The 20291-nt window shown below is 41.6% G+C and carries 19 protein-coding genes; 6 read left to right on the top strand and 13 right to left on the bottom strand.

Features of this window, described 5'->3' with window-relative positions:
• The 4 genes from O9290_RS01710 to O9290_RS01695 all read right to left on the bottom strand — a co-directional run.
• Positions 1-486, bottom strand: a 486-nt coding sequence (locus O9290_RS01710) for a Uma2 family endonuclease (protein ID WP_288055214.1), incomplete at its 3' end; no start/stop codon positions are given.
• A 46-nt stretch (positions 487-532) separates the two neighbouring features.
• Positions 533-1777 carry an ATP-binding protein gene (locus O9290_RS01705; protein ID WP_288055213.1) on the bottom strand — a complete coding sequence of 415 codons (1245 nt, stop codon included), beginning with the start codon at positions 1775-1777 and terminating at the stop codon, positions 533-535.
• A gap of 585 nt (positions 1778-2362) precedes the next feature.
• On the bottom strand, positions 2363-3685 hold the full coding sequence (locus O9290_RS01700; RefSeq protein ID WP_288055212.1) for a serine/threonine protein kinase: 1323 nt from the start codon (positions 3683-3685) through the stop codon (positions 2363-2365).
• A gap of 192 nt (positions 3686-3877) precedes the next feature.
• A complete protein-coding gene (locus O9290_RS01695; protein WP_002760345.1) occupies positions 3878-4771 on the bottom strand; it encodes an aspartoacylase in 894 nt (297 codons plus the stop codon).
• 126 nt (positions 4772-4897) lie between these two features.
• Here O9290_RS01695 and O9290_RS01690 point away from each other — a divergent pair, with 126 nt between their 5' ends.
• Positions 4898-5035 (top strand): hypothetical protein, encoded by a 138-nt coding sequence (locus tag O9290_RS01690; protein WP_196219844.1) that lies wholly within the window; start codon positions 4898-4900, stop codon positions 5033-5035.
• A gap of 5 nt (positions 5036-5040) precedes the next feature.
• Here O9290_RS01690 and ccsB read toward each other — a convergent pair whose 3' ends face one another.
• The gene (gene ccsB / locus O9290_RS01685) at positions 5041-6027 is read right to left on the bottom strand and encodes a c-type cytochrome biogenesis protein CcsB (RefSeq protein WP_149987215.1); all 987 of its coding nucleotides are present in this window, start codon (positions 6025-6027) and stop codon (positions 5041-5043) included.
• Between the two features lie 132 nt (positions 6028-6159).
• Between ccsB and ftsH the strand changes: the two genes are divergently transcribed.
• Complete coding sequence (ftsH, locus tag O9290_RS01680) at positions 6160-8124, top strand: ATP-dependent zinc metalloprotease FtsH (RefSeq protein ID WP_288055210.1); 1965 nt, start codon at positions 6160-6162, stop codon at positions 8122-8124.
• A gap of 159 nt (positions 8125-8283) precedes the next feature.
• Here ftsH and O9290_RS01675 read toward each other — a convergent pair whose 3' ends face one another.
• From O9290_RS01675 to O9290_RS01665, 3 genes are all read right to left on the bottom strand, one after another.
• Positions 8284-10200 carry a hypothetical protein gene (locus O9290_RS01675; RefSeq protein WP_288055208.1) on the bottom strand — a complete coding sequence of 639 codons (1917 nt, stop codon included), beginning with the start codon at positions 10198-10200 and terminating at the stop codon, positions 8284-8286.
• Positions 10169-10522, bottom strand: a complete 354-nt coding sequence (locus O9290_RS01670) for a hypothetical protein (protein ID WP_002760349.1) — start codon at positions 10520-10522, stop codon at positions 10169-10171. Before O9290_RS01670 ends, O9290_RS01675 begins: the two co-directional genes overlap by 32 nt.
• A 114-nt stretch (positions 10523-10636) precedes the next feature.
• Positions 10637-11188 carry a thioredoxin family protein gene (locus O9290_RS01665; protein ID WP_002760350.1) on the bottom strand — a complete coding sequence of 184 codons (552 nt, stop codon included), beginning with the start codon at positions 11186-11188 and terminating at the stop codon, positions 10637-10639.
• 103 nt (positions 11189-11291) lie between these two features.
• On the opposite strand from O9290_RS01665, the gene O9290_RS01660 reads away from it, so the two are divergent.
• From O9290_RS01660 to O9290_RS01650, 3 genes are all read left to right on the top strand, one after another.
• Entirely contained in the window at positions 11292-11558 is a 267-nt protein-coding gene (locus tag O9290_RS01660) for a ssr2422 family thylakoid membrane protein (protein WP_002760351.1), read from the top strand.
• A 32-nt stretch (positions 11559-11590) separates the two neighbouring features.
• A complete protein-coding gene (locus tag O9290_RS01655) occupies positions 11591-11995 on the top strand; it encodes an NIL domain-containing protein (RefSeq protein WP_002760353.1) in 405 nt (134 codons plus the stop codon).
• Positions 11996-12230: 235 nt separating this feature from the next.
• Entirely contained in the window at positions 12231-13640 is a 1410-nt protein-coding gene (locus O9290_RS01650) for an isochorismate synthase (protein ID WP_288055206.1), read from the top strand.
• A gap of 11 nt (positions 13641-13651) precedes the next feature.
• On the opposite strand, the gene O9290_RS01645 is transcribed toward O9290_RS01650, so the two are convergent.
• The 5 genes from O9290_RS01645 to larE all read right to left on the bottom strand — a co-directional run bounded on the left by O9290_RS01645 (position 13652) and on the right by larE (position 19486).
• Positions 13652-15028: an aldehyde dehydrogenase gene (locus O9290_RS01645; RefSeq protein WP_002760356.1), complete on the bottom strand. Its 1377-nt coding sequence runs from the start codon at positions 15026-15028 to the stop codon at positions 13652-13654.
• A gap of 30 nt (positions 15029-15058) precedes the next feature.
• On the bottom strand, positions 15059-16537 hold the full coding sequence (locus O9290_RS01640; protein ID WP_002760357.1) for an Ig-like domain-containing domain: 1479 nt from the start codon (positions 16535-16537) through the stop codon (positions 15059-15061).
• Between the two features lie 46 nt (positions 16538-16583).
• Positions 16584-17375, bottom strand: coding sequence for a TIGR03943 family putative permease subunit (locus O9290_RS01635; RefSeq protein WP_002760362.1), 792 nt, complete (start codon positions 17373-17375; stop codon positions 16584-16586).
• A gap of 24 nt (positions 17376-17399) precedes the next feature.
• A complete protein-coding gene (locus O9290_RS01630) occupies positions 17400-18410 on the bottom strand; it encodes a permease (protein WP_002760364.1) in 1011 nt (336 codons plus the stop codon).
• Positions 18411-18676: 266 nt separating this feature from the next.
• Entirely contained in the window at positions 18677-19486 is an 810-nt protein-coding gene (gene larE, locus O9290_RS01625) for an ATP-dependent sacrificial sulfur transferase LarE (protein ID WP_002760365.1), read from the bottom strand.
• Between the two features lie 456 nt (positions 19487-19942).
• Between larE and O9290_RS01620 the strand changes: the two genes are divergently transcribed.
• Positions 19943-20257 (top strand): DUF433 domain-containing protein, encoded by a 315-nt coding sequence (locus O9290_RS01620; RefSeq protein WP_002760366.1) that lies wholly within the window; start codon positions 19943-19945, stop codon positions 20255-20257.
• Positions 20258-20291: the final 34 nt, after the last annotated feature.

Below are 20291 nucleotides of genomic sequence, written 5' to 3'. Positions count from 1 at the left end.
TTCTTGCAGTAACCAATTATTCTCTGAGGTTTTGCTATAGGATTCTATTAGTATCTCCCCTTGACTGACGAGAAGATATTGGTTTAATTGGGGTATAGAACGATAATAACGAAATTTATCACCCCGATCATAACCAGAGGTAGAAGGAGATAAAACTTCGATAATTAGGCAGGGATTTAAAATTTCATCGTTGCGATTATCACTCAATAATGGTTCCCCGGCAATGAGCATTAAATCTGGGTATAAACCGCGATTATATTGGGGTATCCATAGACGTAGATCGCTAGATTGAAGACGATAATTAGTTCCTCTTAAAGCTAATTTTAGCAGGACAATAAGATTAATGAGAATACTATTATGATTGATGCTTACCCCTGTCATCTCGATAATTTCCCCGTCGTGATATTCGTGTTTAACCTCGGCTATGGTTTCTAAATTACGATATTCTTCTAAGCTGAGGGTTTTGGGAGGAGATTGAGTTAGCATTTTTCCAGATTAGAGATTATTTTATTTAATCATAACACAATTAATTTTACCCATTTAATTCTAATTCCCCTTGGAGAAAATCAATAAATTGTCTAGCAGTTCTTCCCGATCGCCCATTATGTTGGGTTGCCCATTGTTTGGCACGAAATTCTAATTCTTCTAAGCTAATTTTTAATTTAGCTAAACTGGCTAAATGACGCACTATTTCCAAATATTTTTCTTGATTAGCCGGTTCAAAAGTGAGGGTTAAACCAAAGCGATCACTAAAGGATAATTTTTCTTGTACTGTGTCCCAATTATGCACTTCATCACTATCTTTTGGTTGTGGTCGATCCGCAAAAAATTCTCTGACTAAATGTCGGCGATTAGAAGTGGCATAAACTACGACATTTTTCGGTCTAGCGGTGACGCTTCCCTCTAAAATAACCTTTAAAGCTTTAAAAGCTTCATCGTCTTCTTCAAAGGATAAATCATCGACAAAGATAATAAATTTTTGGGGCAAATCTCGCAAGATTTCAATAATTAATGGTAGGTCTTTTAACTGCGATTTTGCCACTTCAATTAAGCGCAATCCTTGGCTATGGTATTTTTGCAATAATCCCTTAACCAGAGAGGATTTTCCTGAACCACGGCAACCATAGAGTAAGACATTTAAAGCGGGATAACCTGCTAATAAAAACTCAGTGTTTTTAATCAAGGTTTCCTTGGGCATTTCATAACCGACTATGTCTTGAATCTGCACGGGATCGGGATGATTAATTCCTTGTAATCTGCCTTCTTGCCACCTTAAAGCTTGATAACGGGCAAAAATTCCTGTACCACACTCACGATAATAATCGGCTAGATCTTCGACTAATTCCGTCCAATCTAAACTAGAATGGAGAAAACTTTCTAATTTATTGTCCACTTCCCAAGCGGGGAAAATTAGAAATTTAATTTGTTCAAAAACTGTCGAATTACTTAAGCTATAAATGCTAGAGTTATAAAGAGATTGGAGGATAGATAAATCCTGTTTAACGCCATCAATTAAAGATTCGGGTAACTCCGAAACACTTTTTTTCTGTACCTGTTGACTAAAGGGATTATCATCTAATAAAATTTGTTCGACTAGAAAATCATTCCAACTGATATTTTTAGATGCTAAAGCTTGAAACAATTTACCATAAGCTTTGAGAAAATCGGCAACATTATCCGTAGATAATAGGGTAATAAATGCCTGACCAATAGCATTATCAAAAACCCCTTGATACAAAACTAACAAGCTGACTTTTTTGTAAATTTCAGAGTTCATTTTTAATTCTCCACTAATAACTAACATTTCATGGCCGCCTTTTGGCAATTCTTAATCCGATTTAATATAGCGTTTCTGATTCACAAGAGGTACATTCCTGATCCTGAACAGCTTAATCAGCAAAAGTTTAAGTGTGCCGCACAGATGCAAGAACCGCTATAATTGCCGCCTTGTAGCCGAGGGAATGCCAATCAGTTATTATACTACCAAGATAGGGCGATAAGTAGTTGGACAAAAGTAAAGTTAACTGTAGGGTAAGGAGTCAGGAGTCAGGAGACAGGAGACAGGAGACAGGAGACAGGAGACAGGAGACAGGAGACAGGAGACAGCTTTTGTGTATTCTCCCCACTTGCCACTTGCCACTTGCCACTTTCAAGTCAGGAGTCAGTAAGAATTGCGGCAATTTACATTTCTTAAGATAGACAACAGAATTTATGTCCGACTACTTATCTGCAACATTAAGGTTAAAAAGGGAGAAATGCCTACCGACTAATTCTTAGGATTTCTTGAATTGATTCTCAGTTATCTTCATGGTGAGGTGCAAAGTTTTCGTTTTGGGGAGACGGTCGATGATACCCTGTCAGGTTACACATCATCTTGAGGAGAAACGCTATATTTGATAAAATTTAACCAATCTTGGATTTCCTGTCCTAACCAGAGACATTCATCCTCGCGGAGATTCTGGCCGATAAGATAATAATTTTTAGCCGTCCGCAGACGAATCTGATAGTTACCTTCTGTGCCATTGCTATGGAGAAAAATACCCCATAAATCTTGAGTTCTGAAGGCAAATTTTTTGTAGATAAAATTGAAGACTTTATATTTAATTAAAACTTCTTGAGGTGTAAGAATTAATTGCATCTCCCGCAAACAAATAAAACCAATTAGAGCTATAATAAAGGTAAGAATCGGGGAGATAAAGACAGTGACAGTAAGGACAATCGCCAAAGACCAGAGGGTAGGAGCATCGGAAAGTAGCTTAATTTTTGGGGGTAAATTAATCTCTAAATTATCCCGGCGTTTAGCGATACGGATGGAACTGTGGGGAGGTTTTGGTAATTTCTTAGGATCGATTAAACTTGAGGCTTGGCGATAGGAGGGATGTTGGAGAAATTTCAGGGCTTCTCTGGCACTTTTAAACCGCTTTTCTACCGCCATATCGGTCATAGTTTCTAACCAATCGATTAAATCATCATCGATTGTCACCAGTTGGCGAAATTGAATTTTAGAGTCGCGGTGGGGCAGTTCTATCGGCACAATTCCCGTCAATAAATGAATTAAAGTCATGCCCAAGGCATATAAATCAGAACCCGGAACTGCCCGGCCCCAAAATTGTTCTAGGGGTGCATAACCACTCGTCCCCACCACGGTAAAAGTAACTCCCGTCACTGCACCGCGGGACTGGACTGCCCCAAAATCCACTAAATAAACGTTATTTTCCGAGTTAATAATTAAATTACTAGGTTTAATATCTCGATGTAATACTGGGGGCGATAATTCATGCAAATAGATGAGAATTTCGAGAACTTCTTGGGCAATAGTCCGAATTACCGTAGCGGTGAAACGTTGCCCCCTTTCTAAGCGATCGCTTAGAGATTCTCCGGGTATATAATCTTGTACAAGCACAAACCAAGGAATCCCGTCACCTTGATTTTTATCGAGGGAAAAATAATCGCGATAGCGGGGAATACGGGGATGATAGAGAGAAGCTAAAACGGCGGCCTCCCGTTCAAATAATTTTAATTCTTCCCACTCCATCTGGGGACTAAAAGCGAGGAGTTTAATAATTACCGATTCTTGGGATAATACATCGATAGCTAACCAAGTTTGACGACCGATAGCGGTATTTCCTAGGCGTTGTTGCAGTTGGTAACGTTCAGCTAAAAGAGAATCAGAAGTAAAGGTCATAGTGGCTTTTCCCTTATTTAGGGTCTGCTGAAAAAGTTTTTCCTGGGGACAGGGTGTGGGGTGTGGGAAGTGGGAAGAATAAATAAAAATAATCTCCTATCTCCTATCTCCTATCTCCTATCTCCTGACGACCGGCTACTGACGACCGGCTACTGACTCCTAACCCCACCAACAAACTTTTTGCCGCAAACCCTAATTAATATCAATTTGTTTTTTGGCTGTCCAACAAAGGGCGATTCCTTTTTCTTTATAGGAAGATTCTCCGACAAAGATAGGATATAATTCAGATTCCCCACGATAGATAATTTCCTGACCATCAAATCCTAGAAAAATCGGTTGATTGGGTTGAATTGCCTGATAATCTCGTTGGAGAATCTGAGGATGTAACATGGCTTTAATTTCACCCTGTTCATCCCTAGGATAATCGATCGAGCCTAAACGTTGGTAAACTGTTAGAGATTCGCTGAAAGTATCGAGATGGGCAGCCAGATAATTTTCCTGTTCGATATAGTCTAGGATTTGATAGATGAGTGTTTCGGTTTGACGAAAAAGATAGGGACAGATGACACCATGGTTAACCGGACCGATTTCGAGGGTAAAAGCTAGGGGACAAATTCCTTTCAGAAAATGATTTTCTTCCTCGCTGACGGGATGATAAATTAAGCGCACATCAGGATTAATTTTAGTCAGATAGGTAAAGAGTTTTAATAGCCAAGGATGGGGATTAGAATAAATAATTGCCAGCATCATGTTAGATGTGGTGCTGTGAATATCGATTAATAAATCAATGGATTTTTCTCGGATTTCTTTGACTATTTTTTTGGCTCGTTTTTGTTCGTATTGCTGACAATCGGGATTAACTAAATCTTTCTGGTTAAAACAACGATTTAAATCCGTATCGATATATCTAAACCGTTGCTTTAGGGCTAAGGGATTAGCGATGAGACTGTGGGATTGAAAACTGCTGCGAGCAATAAGATTAGGTGACTTTTGCAGGTATTTAACCAAATAAGCGGGAGTTAGTTCATTGCCATGCACACCGGCAATTAAAGCCAGATTTTTAATAGTAGTTTTCTGCTCGATCATTTTTTATAATTTTTGAGAAGTTAAGTGGGTGGGTGGAATTAAATATAAGATGAACGTAGGTTGGGTTGAAGCATGAAACCCAACGCCCGATTATGTTACGCTACCGCTAACCCATCCTACAAATAATTGTGCCTCCCTACTTATAATTATTTATGGTTTGCGGCAAAAAGTTTGTTGGTGGGGTTAGGAGTCGGTCGTCGGTCGTCAGAAGATTATTTTTATTTATTCTTCCCACACCCCACACCCCACACCCCACCCCTATAACTGATTTAGAAAAACCAACCGTAGGAATGAAGACCTTTACCTAAAAGATTCACCCCTAAATAACATACCCAAACCACAACAAAACCACTGGCCGCTAGAATAGCTGGTTTTCTTCCCTGCCATCCCCGGGTAATGCGCGCATGGAGATAAGCGGCAAACACTAACCAAGTAATTAGAGCCCAAGTTTCTTTCGGATCCCAACTCCAATAGGAACCCCAAGCTTCATTCGCCCAAACCGCCCCGGCGATGATACCGATAGTGAGAAGAGGAAAACCGAGACCAATGACCCGATAACTGATATTATCGAGGGTTTCCGCCAAGCTAAGACGTTGGGGCGAAAGGGTCGTCATCGCTGTTAAGGTGGGAGTTAAAAGGGCGGTTGTGCCACTGTTAGCCGTTTCCAGGAAAATTGGGGCGGAAAGAGTGGTAGATAACTTATTTTGGAGACGATAGGCTCCCGTACCCACGGAACTGCCTTTTAACTCGATATTTTGACCTCTAGTGACGATCAAAAAAGCGATCGCCATCAGGGAACCCACCATCAAAGCAGCATAACTTAACATCATGACGCTAACGTGCATCATCAGCCAATTCGATTTTAAAGCTGGAACCAAGGGCGCCGAAGTTTGCATTTCCCCAGGTAAGGACAAAGTGGCAAAAGCAGTAATCCCCATGGCTACAGGAGTCGTCACCACCCCCACCAGGCGACTGCGGCTATTGTACTCAGCAATTAAATGAACCGCAGTTACACCCCAAGCGAGAAAGAATAAAGATTCGTAAAGATTGCTAATGGGGAAATAACCCGCTTCTAACCAGCGCGCCCCCAATAAAGCGGCGATACAGAGGTTAGCGATGGCCACTCCCGTGCTGCCCAGGCCGGGCAACAAAGGTATGCTAGGAAAGGCTGCCCCGGCCCAATAAACCAGCATGGTTAAAAACAGGACTAAAAAAGAAGTGTTATCGAGAAAGTTCTCTAAGCTAACTAAATTCATGGGATTTCTCTCGTTTGTCGCTCGCTCGCTACCAAGTATTCCATCCTCTATCCTATCCCATCGGTAAGGCGATCGAGACAGGGAATTGTTAGTATGAACTTTGCATTTTCACTCTGACCCACCCTAAAAATTATGGCTAATCAAGAAGATAATCAATTTTCCTGGTCGCGTTTGCCTCTGTTAGGCAAAATCCTGATCATTTGTTCTGGTGTTGCCGCTTTAGGCTATTTTCTTATCCCTCGTCCCTCAGAATTATCCAATATTCCCCTCGAACCCTACAGCGAATTTATCAATAAAGTGGAACGGGGCGACATCAGTAATGTCAGAATTGGCAATCAAGTCATCTTGTATCAATTAAAAAATCCTTTAGAATCCCTGGCTATTCCGGGTAATCCCCCCGTTAATCCCCCAGAATCAAGTAATCCCTTTCACAGTGATTCTAGTTCTCTGGCCAGCAAACCAAGCAGTAATCTAGCCCCCGGACGAGTCTTGGCCACGATTCCAGTCGATAACCCCCAATTACCCCAACTATTACAGCAAAAAGGCGTAATCTTCGAGGCGATTCCTGTGGCCGAAAACAGTTGGATCACCACTCTCCTCGCTTGGGTGGTTCCTCCCTTAATTTTAGTCGCCGCCATGCAGTTTCTGTTCTATCGCAACGATGACACGCGTAAATCGCTGCTTTTTAATAAAAATCTCGCTAAAGTTTACGGAGACGGCGAAAAATATCCGATTACCTTCGGTGATGTGGCCGGGGCCGAGGAAGCAAAAACCGAGTTAAAGGAAATTGTCGAATTTCTCAAGGATGCCGAGCGCTTTAATAAAATTGGGGCGCGTATTCCTAAGGGTGTTCTCTTGGTCGGACCGCCGGGGACGGGAAAAACCCTCTTAGCAAAAGCGGTCGCGGGAGAAGCGGGAGTGACGTTTTTTAGCATTTCGGCCTCGGAATTCGTGGAATTATTTGTCGGGACCGGGGCAGCCCGGGTGCGGGATCTATTTGCCCAAGCGAAGAAAAATGCCCCTAGCATCATTTTTATTGATGAATTGGACGCGATCGGTAAATCGAGAAGTTCGGGATCGGGAACTAGCGGCAGCAATGATGAGCGCGAGCAGACTTTAAACCAACTTTTGACAGAAATGGACGGTTTTAGCCCCAAAGAAGCCGTCGTCATCGTTTTAGCCGCCACCAATCGCCCAGAGACTCTTGATGCCGCTTTATTGCGTCCGGGGCGCTTTGATCGCCAAGTTTTGGTGGATCGTCCCGATTTAGCGGGAAGATTGGCAATTTTGGAAATATACGCCCAACGAGTCCAGATGGGTGAAGATGTTAACCTCAAAGCGATCGCCACCCAAACCCCCGGTTTTGCCGGTGCCGATTTAGCCAACCTCGTCAATGAGGCGGCTCTTTTGGCTGCCCGCAATAATCGGGAAAGAGTCAGTCAAATTGATTTTAAAGAAGCAATAGAAAGAGTTATCGCTGGTTTAGAAAAGAAAAGTCGGGTTTTATCCGAAAAAGAAAAGAAAATCGTCGCTTATCACGAAGTTGGTCATGCTTTAGTTGGTGCTGTTATGCCGGGAGGGGGTCGGGTGGAGAAAATTTCGATCGTTCCCCGGGGTTTATCCGCTTTGGGTTATACCCTGAAAATTCCCACGGAAGACCGTTTTTTGATGACAGAAACCGAATTTAAAGAACAAATTACTATGTTATTGGGCGGTCGGGCAGCCGAAGAATTAATCTTTGGCAGTGTCACTAATGGCGCTTCCGATGATTTACAAAGGGCGACGGATATTGCTGAAAGAATGGTGACAATGTATGGTATGAGTAAATCCCTGGGACCCCTAGCCTACGATAAAACAGGACAGGCTAATTTTTTAGGTAATAATCAGGGTAGTCCCCGCCGTTCGATCGGGGAAAATACGGCCAAAGCGATCGATGAAGAAGTTAAACAAATTATCGACGCTAGTTACCAAAAAGCCCTAGCAATTCTCAGTCACAACCGCAATTTATTAGAGTCCATTACCGCTAATCTTTTGACCACCGAAGTAATCGAAGGAGAAGAATTGCAAGAATTCTTAAATCAAGCGCAAATGGTCTGATCAATCCCCATAAATAGGGTCTGCTGAAAAAGTTTTTCGTGGGGAAGTGGGGTGTGGGGTGTGGGGAAGTGGGGAAGTGGGGAAGTGGGGAGAACAAAGCTGCCTTTTGCCTCTCCTCATAACTAGGGTTTGCTGAATAAATAATCGAGAATATCTAACTTAAGGAGAGGAGAGGATCAAGGCATTGGAAAACTGGTATTTCCCTGCTTTGACGGTTAATTTGCCCTTTTTCCAACCCAAAGAAACAGGAGAGTTATCTCGACTTAAACTGTTATAAAGGGCGAAATTTTTTGACCAATCGTGCTTTTGACCGTTACGAATTAAAATCGGCAGTAGATTGATTTGATTATAGGTCAATTGTAAACTCTGCCCTTGACTGCCTTTAAATAAAACCCTGCCCTGCTTAATTTGAGTTAAATTTACTTGACTTTTTTGCTTAAATATGCTCTTGAAATTCTCATAACTACCCTGGGTTGCCGCTTCCCCCACTTCCAGAGCAAAACCCGCATAATTGTTACCTGTGGGTAAAGCTTGGTAGGTATTATCATCGGGATAAGGGGAATTAGGAATCTCGATCATTTCAGGAGAAGAAAGATTTATTAATCTCAGGGCTAACCAAGTTTTTTCTAATTGAATAAACCAGATATTATCATCTTTTTCTACCTTGGCAGTTTTCGGTAATTGCCAGAAAAAAGCTTGGTCTGCTGGACGTAACCAGATTAAAAGATTGCGATATTGTCCGATTTCATCCCCGGGATTTTTGCCCGGTTTTACGCCATTTTTGCCAGTGTTAGCCACAAAAAAATCCACACCTTTGTGTTGATTAAAGGCCATTAATTTAAACGGGGCCACATCGCCATCGGGGAAAGTTCCCGCCAGACTACCCATTTGATAACTAGCCCCGATAAATTGAGTTTCCCAATAACCCGGACTTTGATTATTGCCCGGTTTCCAGTTTTCATACAGGGGTTTACTGGCGAGAATTTCTACCGGTTTATTAAAGTTTTTTCGGGCTAATTCCATCACTGCCAAAGGAGGACGATAACCACTGGTAATTAGATAAAGAGAGTCCAATTCCGGGCGATTATTGGGGACGGGAGTATCACCAAAGTATAACCAAAAAGTGCGGGATGCACTCGATCGCATTGCCCCATTACTACCACCATAATCGCGTTTTACAGGGCCCCCCCAACCGCCGCGATAATATTTAACACTAGCGGCCATGGATAACCAATCTAAGGCCATTTTTGCCCATTGTTTAACTTCCGTATCTTGAGCAAAATCGTAGAGATTGAGATAGGGAGCAAAGGTGTGACCGTGATAAACTTCTGAATCCCATTCTCCCATACCGATGTTATATAAAGCTGAAACGTAACGCTTAATTTTACTTTTATAAATTTGACGAGTTGCTTCATTTCCGGTTTCTTCGGCCATCAGATAAACCGATGTTTCGCGCATCGCTCGCAGGTTATCAGTATTGCGACTATCTACCCATAAACCCCGTCTTGTTATACTCCAATCATTACCCGTTCCTTGGCCGGTGCCGTGGATAGGATGGGGCCGTTGTAAAGGGTCGGTTTCTGTCCAAATTTTCGCCGCATTATACATTCTCTGACGATAAACTGGATCGAGATACTTTCCGAGCAGAAAATATTTTCTAATTTGTCCTTTTAGGGTAAAAGAAAAATAATAATCTATATAATCGGTGTGGGCCTGTTCCCGTTTTTGTGGGTCATCCTGCTGCAGGAAATCTAGGGCTTTTTGCCGGTTTCCTGCCAAGAAATCAAACATGGCCATAGGATAGGATCTTTTCTCGTTTTCTCCCCACAAATTGCCATAACTTTCTGCCTTAGCAAAATGGTTAATAACTTGCTTGGCCCTTTGTTGAAATTCTGCCTCTAATTCCGGTGTCCAATCGTTAAGATATTGGGGTTTAACTTCGGCAACGGGGAAGGAAGCGATCGAGTTTTGAGAAACAGAATAGAGGGAATTAAAGCCAATAGTAAATAGGGCAATTATTACCGCTAAAATTAGATATTTAATTCTAGATCCAATCGTCATCTTCGGCAAATTCATCGATGTTTCCTTGATTTTCTGGGGACTGAGGTTGATTCTCTTTATCTAATTGTAAAGGAACTGGTTCAGGAGGGATAATTTCTGGTAATAATTCTTCGGGTTTTTGACCATCTACCTCCACCACAATCATTTCTGTGACGGGAAACCAAAGTATGCGGCCTTGATCGTCACAAACCGTCAGCGATCGAGATTTATCTGGAGTCTCGGTTGCGAAAAAATCTCCTAACATTTTGGTGGGTAAAATATTCTTACTTTCACCCCCAATAACTCCTAGGAATATATATTCGTTACCTGTGGTCAAATGTTGGACAATAATCGCCATAGTTAAAAAATTCAGTCAATGAAATGTACTTATTGATAAGCTGTTGACTCTTGAATGATAGCTTTCAGCCATGAGCTTTCCACTGATAACTGATTACTGATTACTGATAACTGATTACTGCTTAACTTGACTGCCGTGACTGCGAGGATCGGTTTGACTAGCGCCCGCAAGGATATTAAAATCAGAAGCCTGTCCCGTAGTGGTGGCATAGGGTAGGGTAGAATTGGTTAAAAGTGCTTCTAAATTAGCAGTTAAAATTGATTTTGGTTGTTCTCCGATCGCTTGGGCAACTGGTTGTCCTTGATTATTTAAAAAGACAAAATGGGGAATACCATCCACGCGATAACGGAGAATTTCCGGCAACCATTTATTATTATCAACGTTGAGCATGACAAAATTAATGGCATTACCGTATTGTTTTTTAATTTCGGCAATTTCAGGGGCCATCGCCTGACAACTGGTACACCAATTAGCATAAAATTCTGTCAGGGTGGGTTTACCATTGCTGAGGGCAAGCTCGAAAGGTGTCGCTTTTTCCGCTTGCGCTTCCAAAGATACGGAACTAGCGGTGGTTTGAAACCCGAAGAAAATCGCTACACTAAGGATAACTGCCGTTACTGCCAGCAGCAGATTTCTGGTTTTGTTGGTGGGTGTGGTGGCTGTCATGGACATTTAATCAAAGTTTACTTTGTCCTATTGTAACGATTGCTGCGCTCTTTTAGTATTGGTGTCGATTGAGTTACAATTAAGTTAGAGATGGGTAATAATTATGACCGAAGAAAGACTCGATCGAATAGAGGGACAGCTAAAAAGGCTAGAAGGGGACGTTCATACAATTGAGGGGCGATTAGAAACTTTAGAAAGTAACCTTCAAAACATTGAAAAAAAGCTAGGAGACGTGATCAACCAAATCCGTGAACTTAGTCTTAGCATCGATACCTACCAAAAAGCTGATCAACAGGTAGTTAATTTGGCTTTTGGTCTAATCGTTGCCGCTACTGCTACTATTGTAATTCCAGCCGTTTTCGGCAAATAAGCAAAAAAAGATTCTTTGATCGGAAAGGCTGCATGAAAAAACGCGTTACTCTCACTTTTCCCAAAAAAGCCGTCCATATGCCCGTTACCTATCGACTGGCGAAGGATTTTAACATCGCAGCTAATATTATCCGCGCCCAAGTTGCCCCCAATCAAGTGGGAACATTAGTATTAGAATTATCGGGAGATATCGATGAGTTAGAAGCGGCGATCGAATGGTTACAATTACAAAATATTGGCGTTTCCCAAGTTAGTCGCGAAATCGTCATTGATGAAGAAAAATGCGTCGATTGTGGCTTATGTACGGGAGTTTGTCCCACGGAAGCTTTAACCCTTGATCCCGAAAGTTTTCGTCTTAAGTTTTTGCGTTCCCGTTGTGTGGTTTGTGAACAATGTATCCCCACTTGTCCCGTGGTGGCAATTTCCACAAACTTGTAAAGTAGCAGTTATTAAATTAATTTTTTTGCCCATTTAAATAATAGCCATCTCTGGAGATTTTAAGCCTTCATTTGTCTCCAATGCGGTTAATCGTCACAAATATCCCCTTCCCTTTCTGCCTAAAGACCCTTTCTCCGATACCATAGTTAAAAAGAGATTGCTGACTCTGGCCACATCTGTGGGGATTACATACCATTAATCATGGTTTTTTTGCAAAAAATACAAAAAACTTGACATGACTTCTGCCGTTCCTCGCCTTTCCTATCCTGATAGTCCGATTGCTGATCTTCGCGGCCTCTATAACTTTATCCTCAACCCGCAACTGTTAGCCGCAGAAAAGGGAAATCCGTCGTTCGTTAGTTTTTGTCAAAAAATTTCCCCCGTTGATCCCCTAGAAATTCTCTCTCGGATTGCCTCTAGCTATCCCACCCATTGTTATTGGGAAAATCCCGAACGAGAAACCGCTTTTCTCGGCTACGGCATCGCCTTTGCTGCCACTTTCCACGGCAAACAACGTTTTTTAAAAGCTCAAAAATTTATTGAAAACTGTCAACAAAGAATTATTAAAATTGATAACTATAGCGAGATTACTCCCCGCATCTTTTGTAGTTTCACTTTTTTCGACTCGGAAAGAGCTACCCCCTTTCCCTCAGCTACCCTAACCCTGCCTAAGTTTCAAATTATCAAAAAACAGTCGGAATATTTTTTCCTTACCAATCTCCTAATCACCAGCGAAAAAGAAATAGAAAACTCCCTCGAAGAAACTATCAACAACCTCAAAATTATCCAAAATAACTCGAGCAATTGCCGACAAAATCCCCACCAGGCTCCCTGTAGTTATTATATTCATCCTACCTATAATTTTCAAGCGGCTGTTGCCGATGCACTCCAATCTATCCATGCTCAAAAATTTAGCAAAATTGTCCTCGCTCACGCTCTTGACGTGATTTCTCCCCGTCCTTTTCATCTGGTAAACTGTCTCGATAATTTGCGTCAGCGTCATCCCGATTGCTATACTTTTTCCCTCGGCAATGGACGGGGAGATCATTTTATCGGCGCTAGTCCCGAACGCTTGCTAACTGTCCATCAGGGGCAATTAATCACCGATGCTTTAGCGGGATCCGCCCCCCGGGGAGAAAATGCGATCGAAGATGCTCTTTTAGCCAATAAACTCCTCGCTAGTGAAAAAGAACAACGGGAACATCGGGCTGTTAGTGACTTTATTAACCAAAAACTGCGACAAATTGGCTTAAATCCGCAAAATTCTCCCTCTAGATTGTTAAAACTCTCCAATATTCAACATCTCTGGACTCCTATCCATGCCAAACTAAAACCCTCCATCCATCCCCTCGAAATTGTTGCCCAACTACACCCCACTCCTGCTGTTGCTGGGGTTCCCACGGAGATCGCTTTAGCACAAATTCGTCATTATGAAACCTTCGATCGCTCTCTTTATGCCGCTCCTTTGGGTTGGATCGATTGTCAAAATAATAGTGAGTTTATTGTTGGTATTCGTTCGGCCTTAATTGAAGGCGATCGAGCGCGATTATACGCCGGTGCGGGTATTGTTGCCGGTTCCGATCCGGAAAAAGAACTAGCAGAAATTCAGCTTAAATTTCAAGCTCTCTTAAAAGCTTTAACTTAAACTATAGCTTTTTACCGAACTAATAACTTAAATAAGCCTAACTTACCCTTAAAAGGCGGATATTTTAAAGCGGGATTGAACCAAAGAGGTGTTTTCATAATCGCTTTTTTATGACTAAAATTCTCAAAGGAAAAACGACCATGGTAGCTACCGATACCGCTATTTCCCCGACCACCAAAGGGTAAACTAGGATTAGTAAAATGAAAACTATTGTTGTTAATACAACCTCCCCCAAACTGGACAGATTCTAACCATTTCTTTTCGGTTTTTGCCTTAGTAGTAAACAGATAAAAAGCTAGAGGGTTAGGGTTTTTAGCAATAATTGCTAAAGCTTCCTCAAAAGTGCTAAAGGCAATGATCGGTAAAATTGGACCGAATATTTCCCCTTGCATAATAGGAGCATCGAGGGAAACATTAGTTAATAAAGTTGGTTGAATATATAAATTTTCTCGATCGGTTTTGCCTCCAAAAACAATCTCACCATCTTGGAGAAAGTCAATCAGGCGATCAAATTGTTTCTCATTGATTATCTTACCATAATCAGCACTTAATCTGGCATCTTCACCGAAAAAATTAACAATAGTGTTTGCTAATTCTCTGATCAAATTCTCCTGCTGGGATTGATGTACTAAAATATAATCAGCTGCGATACACATTTGACCACAATTAGAGAATTTTGTCACGGCAATGCGACGGGTTGCCACGGAAATATTAGCATCAGCTTCGATAACACAGGGACTTTTTCCCCCTAATTCTAGAGTAACAGGAATTAACTTTGCTGCCGCTAGTTGATAAATAATTTTTCCTACCTTTGTACTGCCAGTAAAAAATATCTGATCAAAGGTAAAACTGTCTAACATATTCGGAATTACTTCCGCACCATCTCCGGGGACAATTAACACATATTCTTCGGGGAATATTTCTTCAATTATTTTAACTACTAATTTTTCCGTCGCTGAGGCAAATTCACTCGGTTTTAATACCGCACAGTTACCGGCAGCAATGGCACCGACTAAAGGCACTAATAACAATTGGAGGGGATAATTCCAAGCACCAATAATTAAAACCACTCCTAAAGGTTCCCGAATAATCTGACTGGAGGATGGGAAATTTAAGAGATTAGTTTTAACAGTTTTGGGTTGCATCCATGAGCGCAAATTTTTTAAAGCGGTCTTAATTTCCACCAAAAGGAAACCATTTTCCGTAATCCAACAATCTTCGGGACTTTTCTTTAAATCGCTATATAAAGCTTCATAGATCTCCGCTTCATATTTAATGATTGCCTGTTTTAACTTCTCTAACTGCTGACGACGGAATTGATAGGAACGAGTGGCACCACTAACAAAATACTGACGCAATTTGGCTAATTTTTCTGAGTTTGACAGCATCGAAATAATTCCTAACTTAATGATGAAATTCTACGGCATCCACTGGGGACGAATTCCCGCTAGAGGTAATTCAATTAAATCAGATTTACTGGCTTTTACTCCATCTTGTAGGGGAGGAATTAACATCCACAAACGACCACCGATAATTGTTTCTCCCGAATCGGTAGTCAAGGGATTAGTAGGATTAGTATCATAACTGATGCGAAGTTGATCAAAAATAATTGCTAAACCATCGGGAGATAAACTAATGTGAATATCACGATAATCGGCTAATTCCAGTAGGGGAGTCACTTGACCGGTCTTCACATCTATTTTAGCAAAATAGGGTTTTTCTTTGTACTCTTGACTGTTAGTAACTAACTCGGTTAACAAACAATACAAATCACTACCGGTGGCATTAAATTGACAATCTATAATCGAACCTTGTAGATTGAGTAAGCGTTTTTGTAATCCTTGATTATTGACATAAAAAAGCGATCGAATATAACGCATTTTGGCATTATCCGTATTAAAATTCACCATTGCTGCGGCCGTACCATCGGCAGAAAAATTCAAAATTCGCCCAAATTTTGGTAAAAAATCCAGGGGTTTTGTCTCGAATTTTAAGGGCAAAAGCGCAATTCCTTCCCCCTGGGTGACAGCCAGAGTTTTACTATCAGGTGCGATCAAAAATTCTCCGCCTTGGATGTTTAATTTTTGGGGTTTTTCCCCCGATTTAACTGCCCATAAATCGAAGTTAATCGGATTGCGGCGCTCAATTCTCTGCACGACAATAGTTTCCCCATCTTTAGCTAAATCAAAGTGATTATTTTGATAATCTTTATTGTCTAGCACTAACTCAATTTTTAGAGGCGATTGACTGCTATCAACTTGGTAAAGCTGCAGTTCACGAATTCCCTCTATCCCCCGATTTTTCGCCACGGCCGAAAAGAGGATTTTTTTACCATCAGGATAGAATTCAAAAGCCATAACGGTCAAATTTGCGGGGGTTAAGAGGGTTTTCTTCTCCTCGGTCAAGTTATAAAAAATTAATCTTCCCTGTTCTTCCCCATTAGTGCCAATATAGGCAAAAGCACGATTGCGACTTTTAAATTCTCTTTCAAAAATTGCCAGGGTTTGTCCTAATCGATTACCGCTGCGAAATTGTTCCCGCGCACCTTCAATTTGCAGATGATATTTTTCTCCGTAGGGAATGGGAGAAGTGAGGGTATAAGCTAATCGTCTTCCGGCCCAACTCAACTTACCCGGCAGCGGAGGATCGATAACTAGATTTTTTTCTACACTAGCATGATCCATGGGGCGATCAAAAGTGATAATAAATGCTTGATCTTCTGAGCCAATTTCTCGATTTTCCCAGCTAAATTCCTTGACCCTTGGACCGGTTTGCAAAAGACATTGATTACCACAGCTATTACCTAACCAAATTAAGCCGCCAATTACTAAGGTTAGCGATACAATTAATGTTATCGCTAATTTATCAATCGGTTGTAGTTGTAAGGTCTTGATCATTATAGTAGATGGTTAGAAACAACTGATAACTGATAACTGTTAACTGTTAATATCCGTAGGGATCCACAGGAGTGGGTATAGATTTCACGGATTTAGCCTTAATTACTAATTGTCTTCTGGTGGTTGATTTTCCCACCTCTACGGGTAAAGATTCCGTGGCCATTTCTCCGGTGATTTCTAACCAAGTATCATTGGGATATTGACCGCGACTTCCTGATAGTTTCACCGGCAAACCCACGGGATAAGCATCCACGGCACAACAGGTAAGGATAAAGCGACTAATTAATAAATAATTATCGGGTAATTGGGGCAATTGCACCACAAAACCTGTGACTTTTACCGGTTGTCCCGTGTAAGCATCAGGTTCGGGGTAAGCATTCAAAGTTCTTACCCATTCAATTAAACTTTTTTCCTCTGGTTTAACGGTAGTGCCAAAGGATTGAGTTTGCAAGCGAGTTAGGGGTAAAGATTCACTAATTCCCCTCTGTAATGCGATTTGACTGCTGAGGGGCTGCGGGGCAATAAATAGGCCTAAAAGGGCAGTGATTACTAATAAACCTGAGCCAAAATGTTGGGGAAGAATGGTAATATGCGATCGATTATCGTTACTATCTAAATTAATCTTTTTTTGCCACTGTTTTAATAATGTCCAAAGCTTGACTATTCCCAGAACAAATAAAGCAATACTGGTGATGAGAACCAGGATAAAATAATTAGGATGTATCAGTAAATTTAACTGTCCAGTTATCCAGTATTTAAATAGTAACGAACCCCAACCGATTAGGGCAATAACATCGATAAATTGGGGGGCGATTATTTTTAGACGTGATGAATTCATGGGAAAAACTATCCGGGTACTGACCTAAAATAAATAACTGTGAGCCAAGGTGAGTAAAAAAGTCATTTGCGCTGCTAAAGCAAAGAGATAAATTAACATTCTCGGTTTAAAAATAGACAACATTAAACCAATCCCTTTCAGGTCAATCATTGGACCGAACACTAAAAAAGCCAGCAGGGAACTACTGGTAAAACTAGAGGCAAAGGAGAGGGCAAAAAAAGAATCAACCGTGGAACAAATCGAAACAATTACCGCTAACAGCATCATGGCCAAGATCGAAGTAATCGGATCCTGACCCAAATTAAGAACAAATTCCCGGGGAACAAACACCTGTAAACCGGCCGCTATAGCACTTCCTAAGATTAACACTCCTCCTAATTCCCGTAATTCCATCACCACGTTTTCCACAAAAGTTAACCAGCGCCTTTTCATCGGGATAGCTTGCACTGCTGGTAGGACAGCAGTAGCGGCAAAACTTTCATCTAAGCGCAAAGTTTGCCCAGAATTACCGATCAGAAAAGAACCGGATTGTAGTAGTAGTGGGATAGATTCTTTTTCCGGTGTTTGCGGTTGCCAATTGAGACTTTTTGCCAAAGAGGTTTGTAGTAGCGGTCGGGGATCTTTTTGGATACTAAAGATAATACCGATAACCGTAGCGATGAACAAAGAAAAGATAACTCGATAGAAAACAATTTCCGGTTGATCGCGAAAAGCTACCCAAGTGGACCAGATAACAATCGGGTTAATTGTCGGCGCTGCTAAGAGAAAACTAACCGCTACTGCATTCGGCATTCCTTGCACAAGTAAACGTCGCGCCACCGGCACATTGCCACACTCGCAGACGGGAAACAAAAAACCAATACATCCCCCCACAAATGCTCCTAAAACAGCATTTCGAGGCATCAAGGCAACTAGGCGACGTTCATCGACAAATATTAAAAGAATACTAGAGAGAATCACCCCTAGCAGTAAAAAAGGCATCGCTTCCACCAACAGGCTCAGGAATAGGGTAAAGGCATTTTGTAGTTGACTCATCTATCCTCGCCTTGGCAATTAGAGGTTTAGGGGTAAAGACTTAGGAACCCTAGAAAAAGGTTCATCAGTCCGCTCCCCGGCTTTTTAACATTTTTTTAATATATCCGATCGAGTGACTTCTGGGACAGGTTTTAGGTTTTGGGGTTTTGGGGTGTTAGGGTGTTAGGGTGTTAGGGTTTTAGTTGAAATTCCCCCACTTCCCCACTTCCCCACTTCATAATTCATAATTCATAATTCATAATTCCCACTCTCCCATCACCTCACACTTAGAGGACTCGATTAAGTTTGCCGCTTTGATAACCTTCTAGATCGAGGGTGACATAGATAAAGCCTAATTTTTGCAGATCAGCGACTAATTCGCTTAAATTTGTCCGATTAATAAAGTCGGGAATTGCTGCTGCCGGTAATTCAATCCGTGCCGTATCGCCGCTCGATCGCACCCGTAATTGACGATAACCTAATTTTCGCAGATAAATCTCCGCCCGTCCGACTCTTTGCAATTTCTCCAGGCTAATTTCCTCCCCGTAGGGAAAACGGGAACTTAAACAGGGTTGCGCCGGTTTATCCCACCAAGGTAAATTTAAGTAACGAGATAGTTGACGAACTTCGCTTTTTGTGATACCAATTTCCGCCAAAGGTGAACGAGCGCCGCGCTCCCTAGCGGCTTGAATTCCGGGACGATAATCCCTTAAATCATCAGCATTAACGCCATCGATGACGTAGGAATAACCACGAGCGAGGGCGATGGGTTTAAGGGTGTCGTGTAGCTCACTTTTGCAGAAATAACAGCGATTAACGGGATTACTGGTGTAATTGGGGTTATTCATTTCCTCGGTTTCCACCAATTCATGCCGAATACCGATATAATCGGCCTGAGCGATCGCTTCTTCTAATTCTTCCGGCAGTAGGGAAGGGGAAACCGCCGTAATTGCCAATGCTTGACTCCCTAGCAGATCATAGGCCACTTTGGCCACTAGGGTACTGTCCACGCCCCCAGAATAGGCAATCAGAGCTTTTTCGCTGGTTTTTAAGAGGTTTTGTAATTGTCCGAGTTTATCAAGTAATTGACTGTCCATGGCGGCGATTTTGGCAACTGGTTTAGGGAGACCGTTTTTTATTTGGGTATAAACAAGTAAGTGGGTGGGTGGAATTAAATATAGCAATTCCCATAGTTGTGAGGTACAGAGTCTTAGGTTTTGAGGAGTCAGGAGTCAGGAGTTAAGATTTTGGTGTACCTCATGAGATTGGGAAACGCTATATAAGATGAACGTAGGTTGGGTTGAAGCATGAAACCCAACGCCCGATTATGTTACGCTACCGCTAACCCATCCTACAAATAATTGTGCCTCCCTACTTAGCTTAAGCCACTTGTCCCAAGAATTTGCGGCAAGGAGGTAAGTAGTCGTGCAAAATAAATTTCCTAGTCAAGATAGGCACTCGTGCAAGAGGCAAGAGGTGGTTAGATATGTGTAATTAATTTTGCCTAGGTACTTAGTATAATCATAAATGTGTCTTAGCTTAACCCTCTCTACATGACAACAAATCTCACAGACTATAAACATATTGCAATTGATCATCGGGGAGTACCAATAATTGCGGGTTCTACCCTAAAAGTGATTGATCTAGTTATGGCACAAATAGCTTACGGTTGGACTCGATCAGAAATTCACATTAACCATCGTGATTTAAGTATGAGTCAAATTCACTCAGCATTAGCTTACTATTGGGAACATAGAGAGGAATTAGATCAAGCTATCCAAGCTGATTTAGAATTTGCCCAAAAAATGCGAGGAAAAGCCGGAGATTCTCCCTTTGTTACCCGACTTAAAGCACAGGGAATAGAGTAAGAATAGGCGTTTAAAATGTATCTTAGCTTATTGC

The organism is Microcystis sp. LE19-41.2A (assembly GCF_027530405.1).
Classification (GTDB): domain Bacteria; phylum Cyanobacteriota; class Cyanobacteriia; order Cyanobacteriales; family Microcystaceae; genus Microcystis; species Microcystis aeruginosa.
This window is presented reverse-complemented; position numbering and strand designations above follow the sequence as displayed.

What these genes read in the sequence shown, in the direction of transcription:
- O9290_RS01705 (WP_288055213.1), bottom strand. Translation starts at nt 1,777, where the DNA reads ATGAACTCTGAAATTTACAAAAAAGTCAGCTTGTTAGTTTTGTATCAA.
- O9290_RS01700 (WP_288055212.1), bottom strand. Translation starts at nt 3,685, where the DNA reads ATGACCTTTACTTCTGATTCTCTTTTAGCTGAACGTTACCAACTGCAA.
- O9290_RS01695 (WP_002760345.1), bottom strand. Translation starts at nt 4,771, where the DNA reads ATGATCGAGCAGAAAACTACTATTAAAAATCTGGCTTTAATTGCCGGT.
- ccsB (WP_149987215.1), bottom strand. Translation starts at nt 6,027, where the DNA reads ATGAATTTAGTTAGCTTAGAGAACTTTCTCGATAACACTTCTTTTTTA.
- ftsH (WP_288055210.1), top strand. Translation starts at nt 6,160, where the DNA reads ATGGCTAATCAAGAAGATAATCAATTTTCCTGGTCGCGTTTGCCTCTG.
- O9290_RS01675 (WP_288055208.1), bottom strand. Translation starts at nt 10,200, where the DNA reads ATGAATTTGCCGAAGATGACGATTGGATCTAGAATTAAATATCTAATT.
- O9290_RS01670 (WP_002760349.1), bottom strand. Translation starts at nt 10,522, where the DNA reads ATGGCGATTATTGTCCAACATTTGACCACAGGTAACGAATATATATTC.
- O9290_RS01665 (WP_002760350.1), bottom strand. Translation starts at nt 11,188, where the DNA reads ATGACAGCCACCACACCCACCAACAAAACCAGAAATCTGCTGCTGGCA.
- O9290_RS01660 (WP_002760351.1), top strand. Translation starts at nt 11,292, where the DNA reads ATGACCGAAGAAAGACTCGATCGAATAGAGGGACAGCTAAAAAGGCTA.
- O9290_RS01655 (WP_002760353.1), top strand. Translation starts at nt 11,591, where the DNA reads ATGAAAAAACGCGTTACTCTCACTTTTCCCAAAAAAGCCGTCCATATG.
- O9290_RS01650 (WP_288055206.1), top strand. Translation starts at nt 12,231, where the DNA reads ATGACTTCTGCCGTTCCTCGCCTTTCCTATCCTGATAGTCCGATTGCT.
- O9290_RS01645 (WP_002760356.1), bottom strand. Translation starts at nt 15,028, where the DNA reads ATGCTGTCAAACTCAGAAAAATTAGCCAAATTGCGTCAGTATTTTGTT.
- O9290_RS01640 (WP_002760357.1), bottom strand. Translation starts at nt 16,537, where the DNA reads ATGATCAAGACCTTACAACTACAACCGATTGATAAATTAGCGATAACA.
- O9290_RS01635 (WP_002760362.1), bottom strand. Translation starts at nt 17,375, where the DNA reads ATGAATTCATCACGTCTAAAAATAATCGCCCCCCAATTTATCGATGTT.
- O9290_RS01630 (WP_002760364.1), bottom strand. Translation starts at nt 18,410, where the DNA reads ATGAGTCAACTACAAAATGCCTTTACCCTATTCCTGAGCCTGTTGGTG.
- larE (WP_002760365.1), bottom strand. Translation starts at nt 19,486, where the DNA reads ATGGACAGTCAATTACTTGATAAACTCGGACAATTACAAAACCTCTTA.
- O9290_RS01620 (WP_002760366.1), top strand. Translation starts at nt 19,943, where the DNA reads ATGACAACAAATCTCACAGACTATAAACATATTGCAATTGATCATCGG.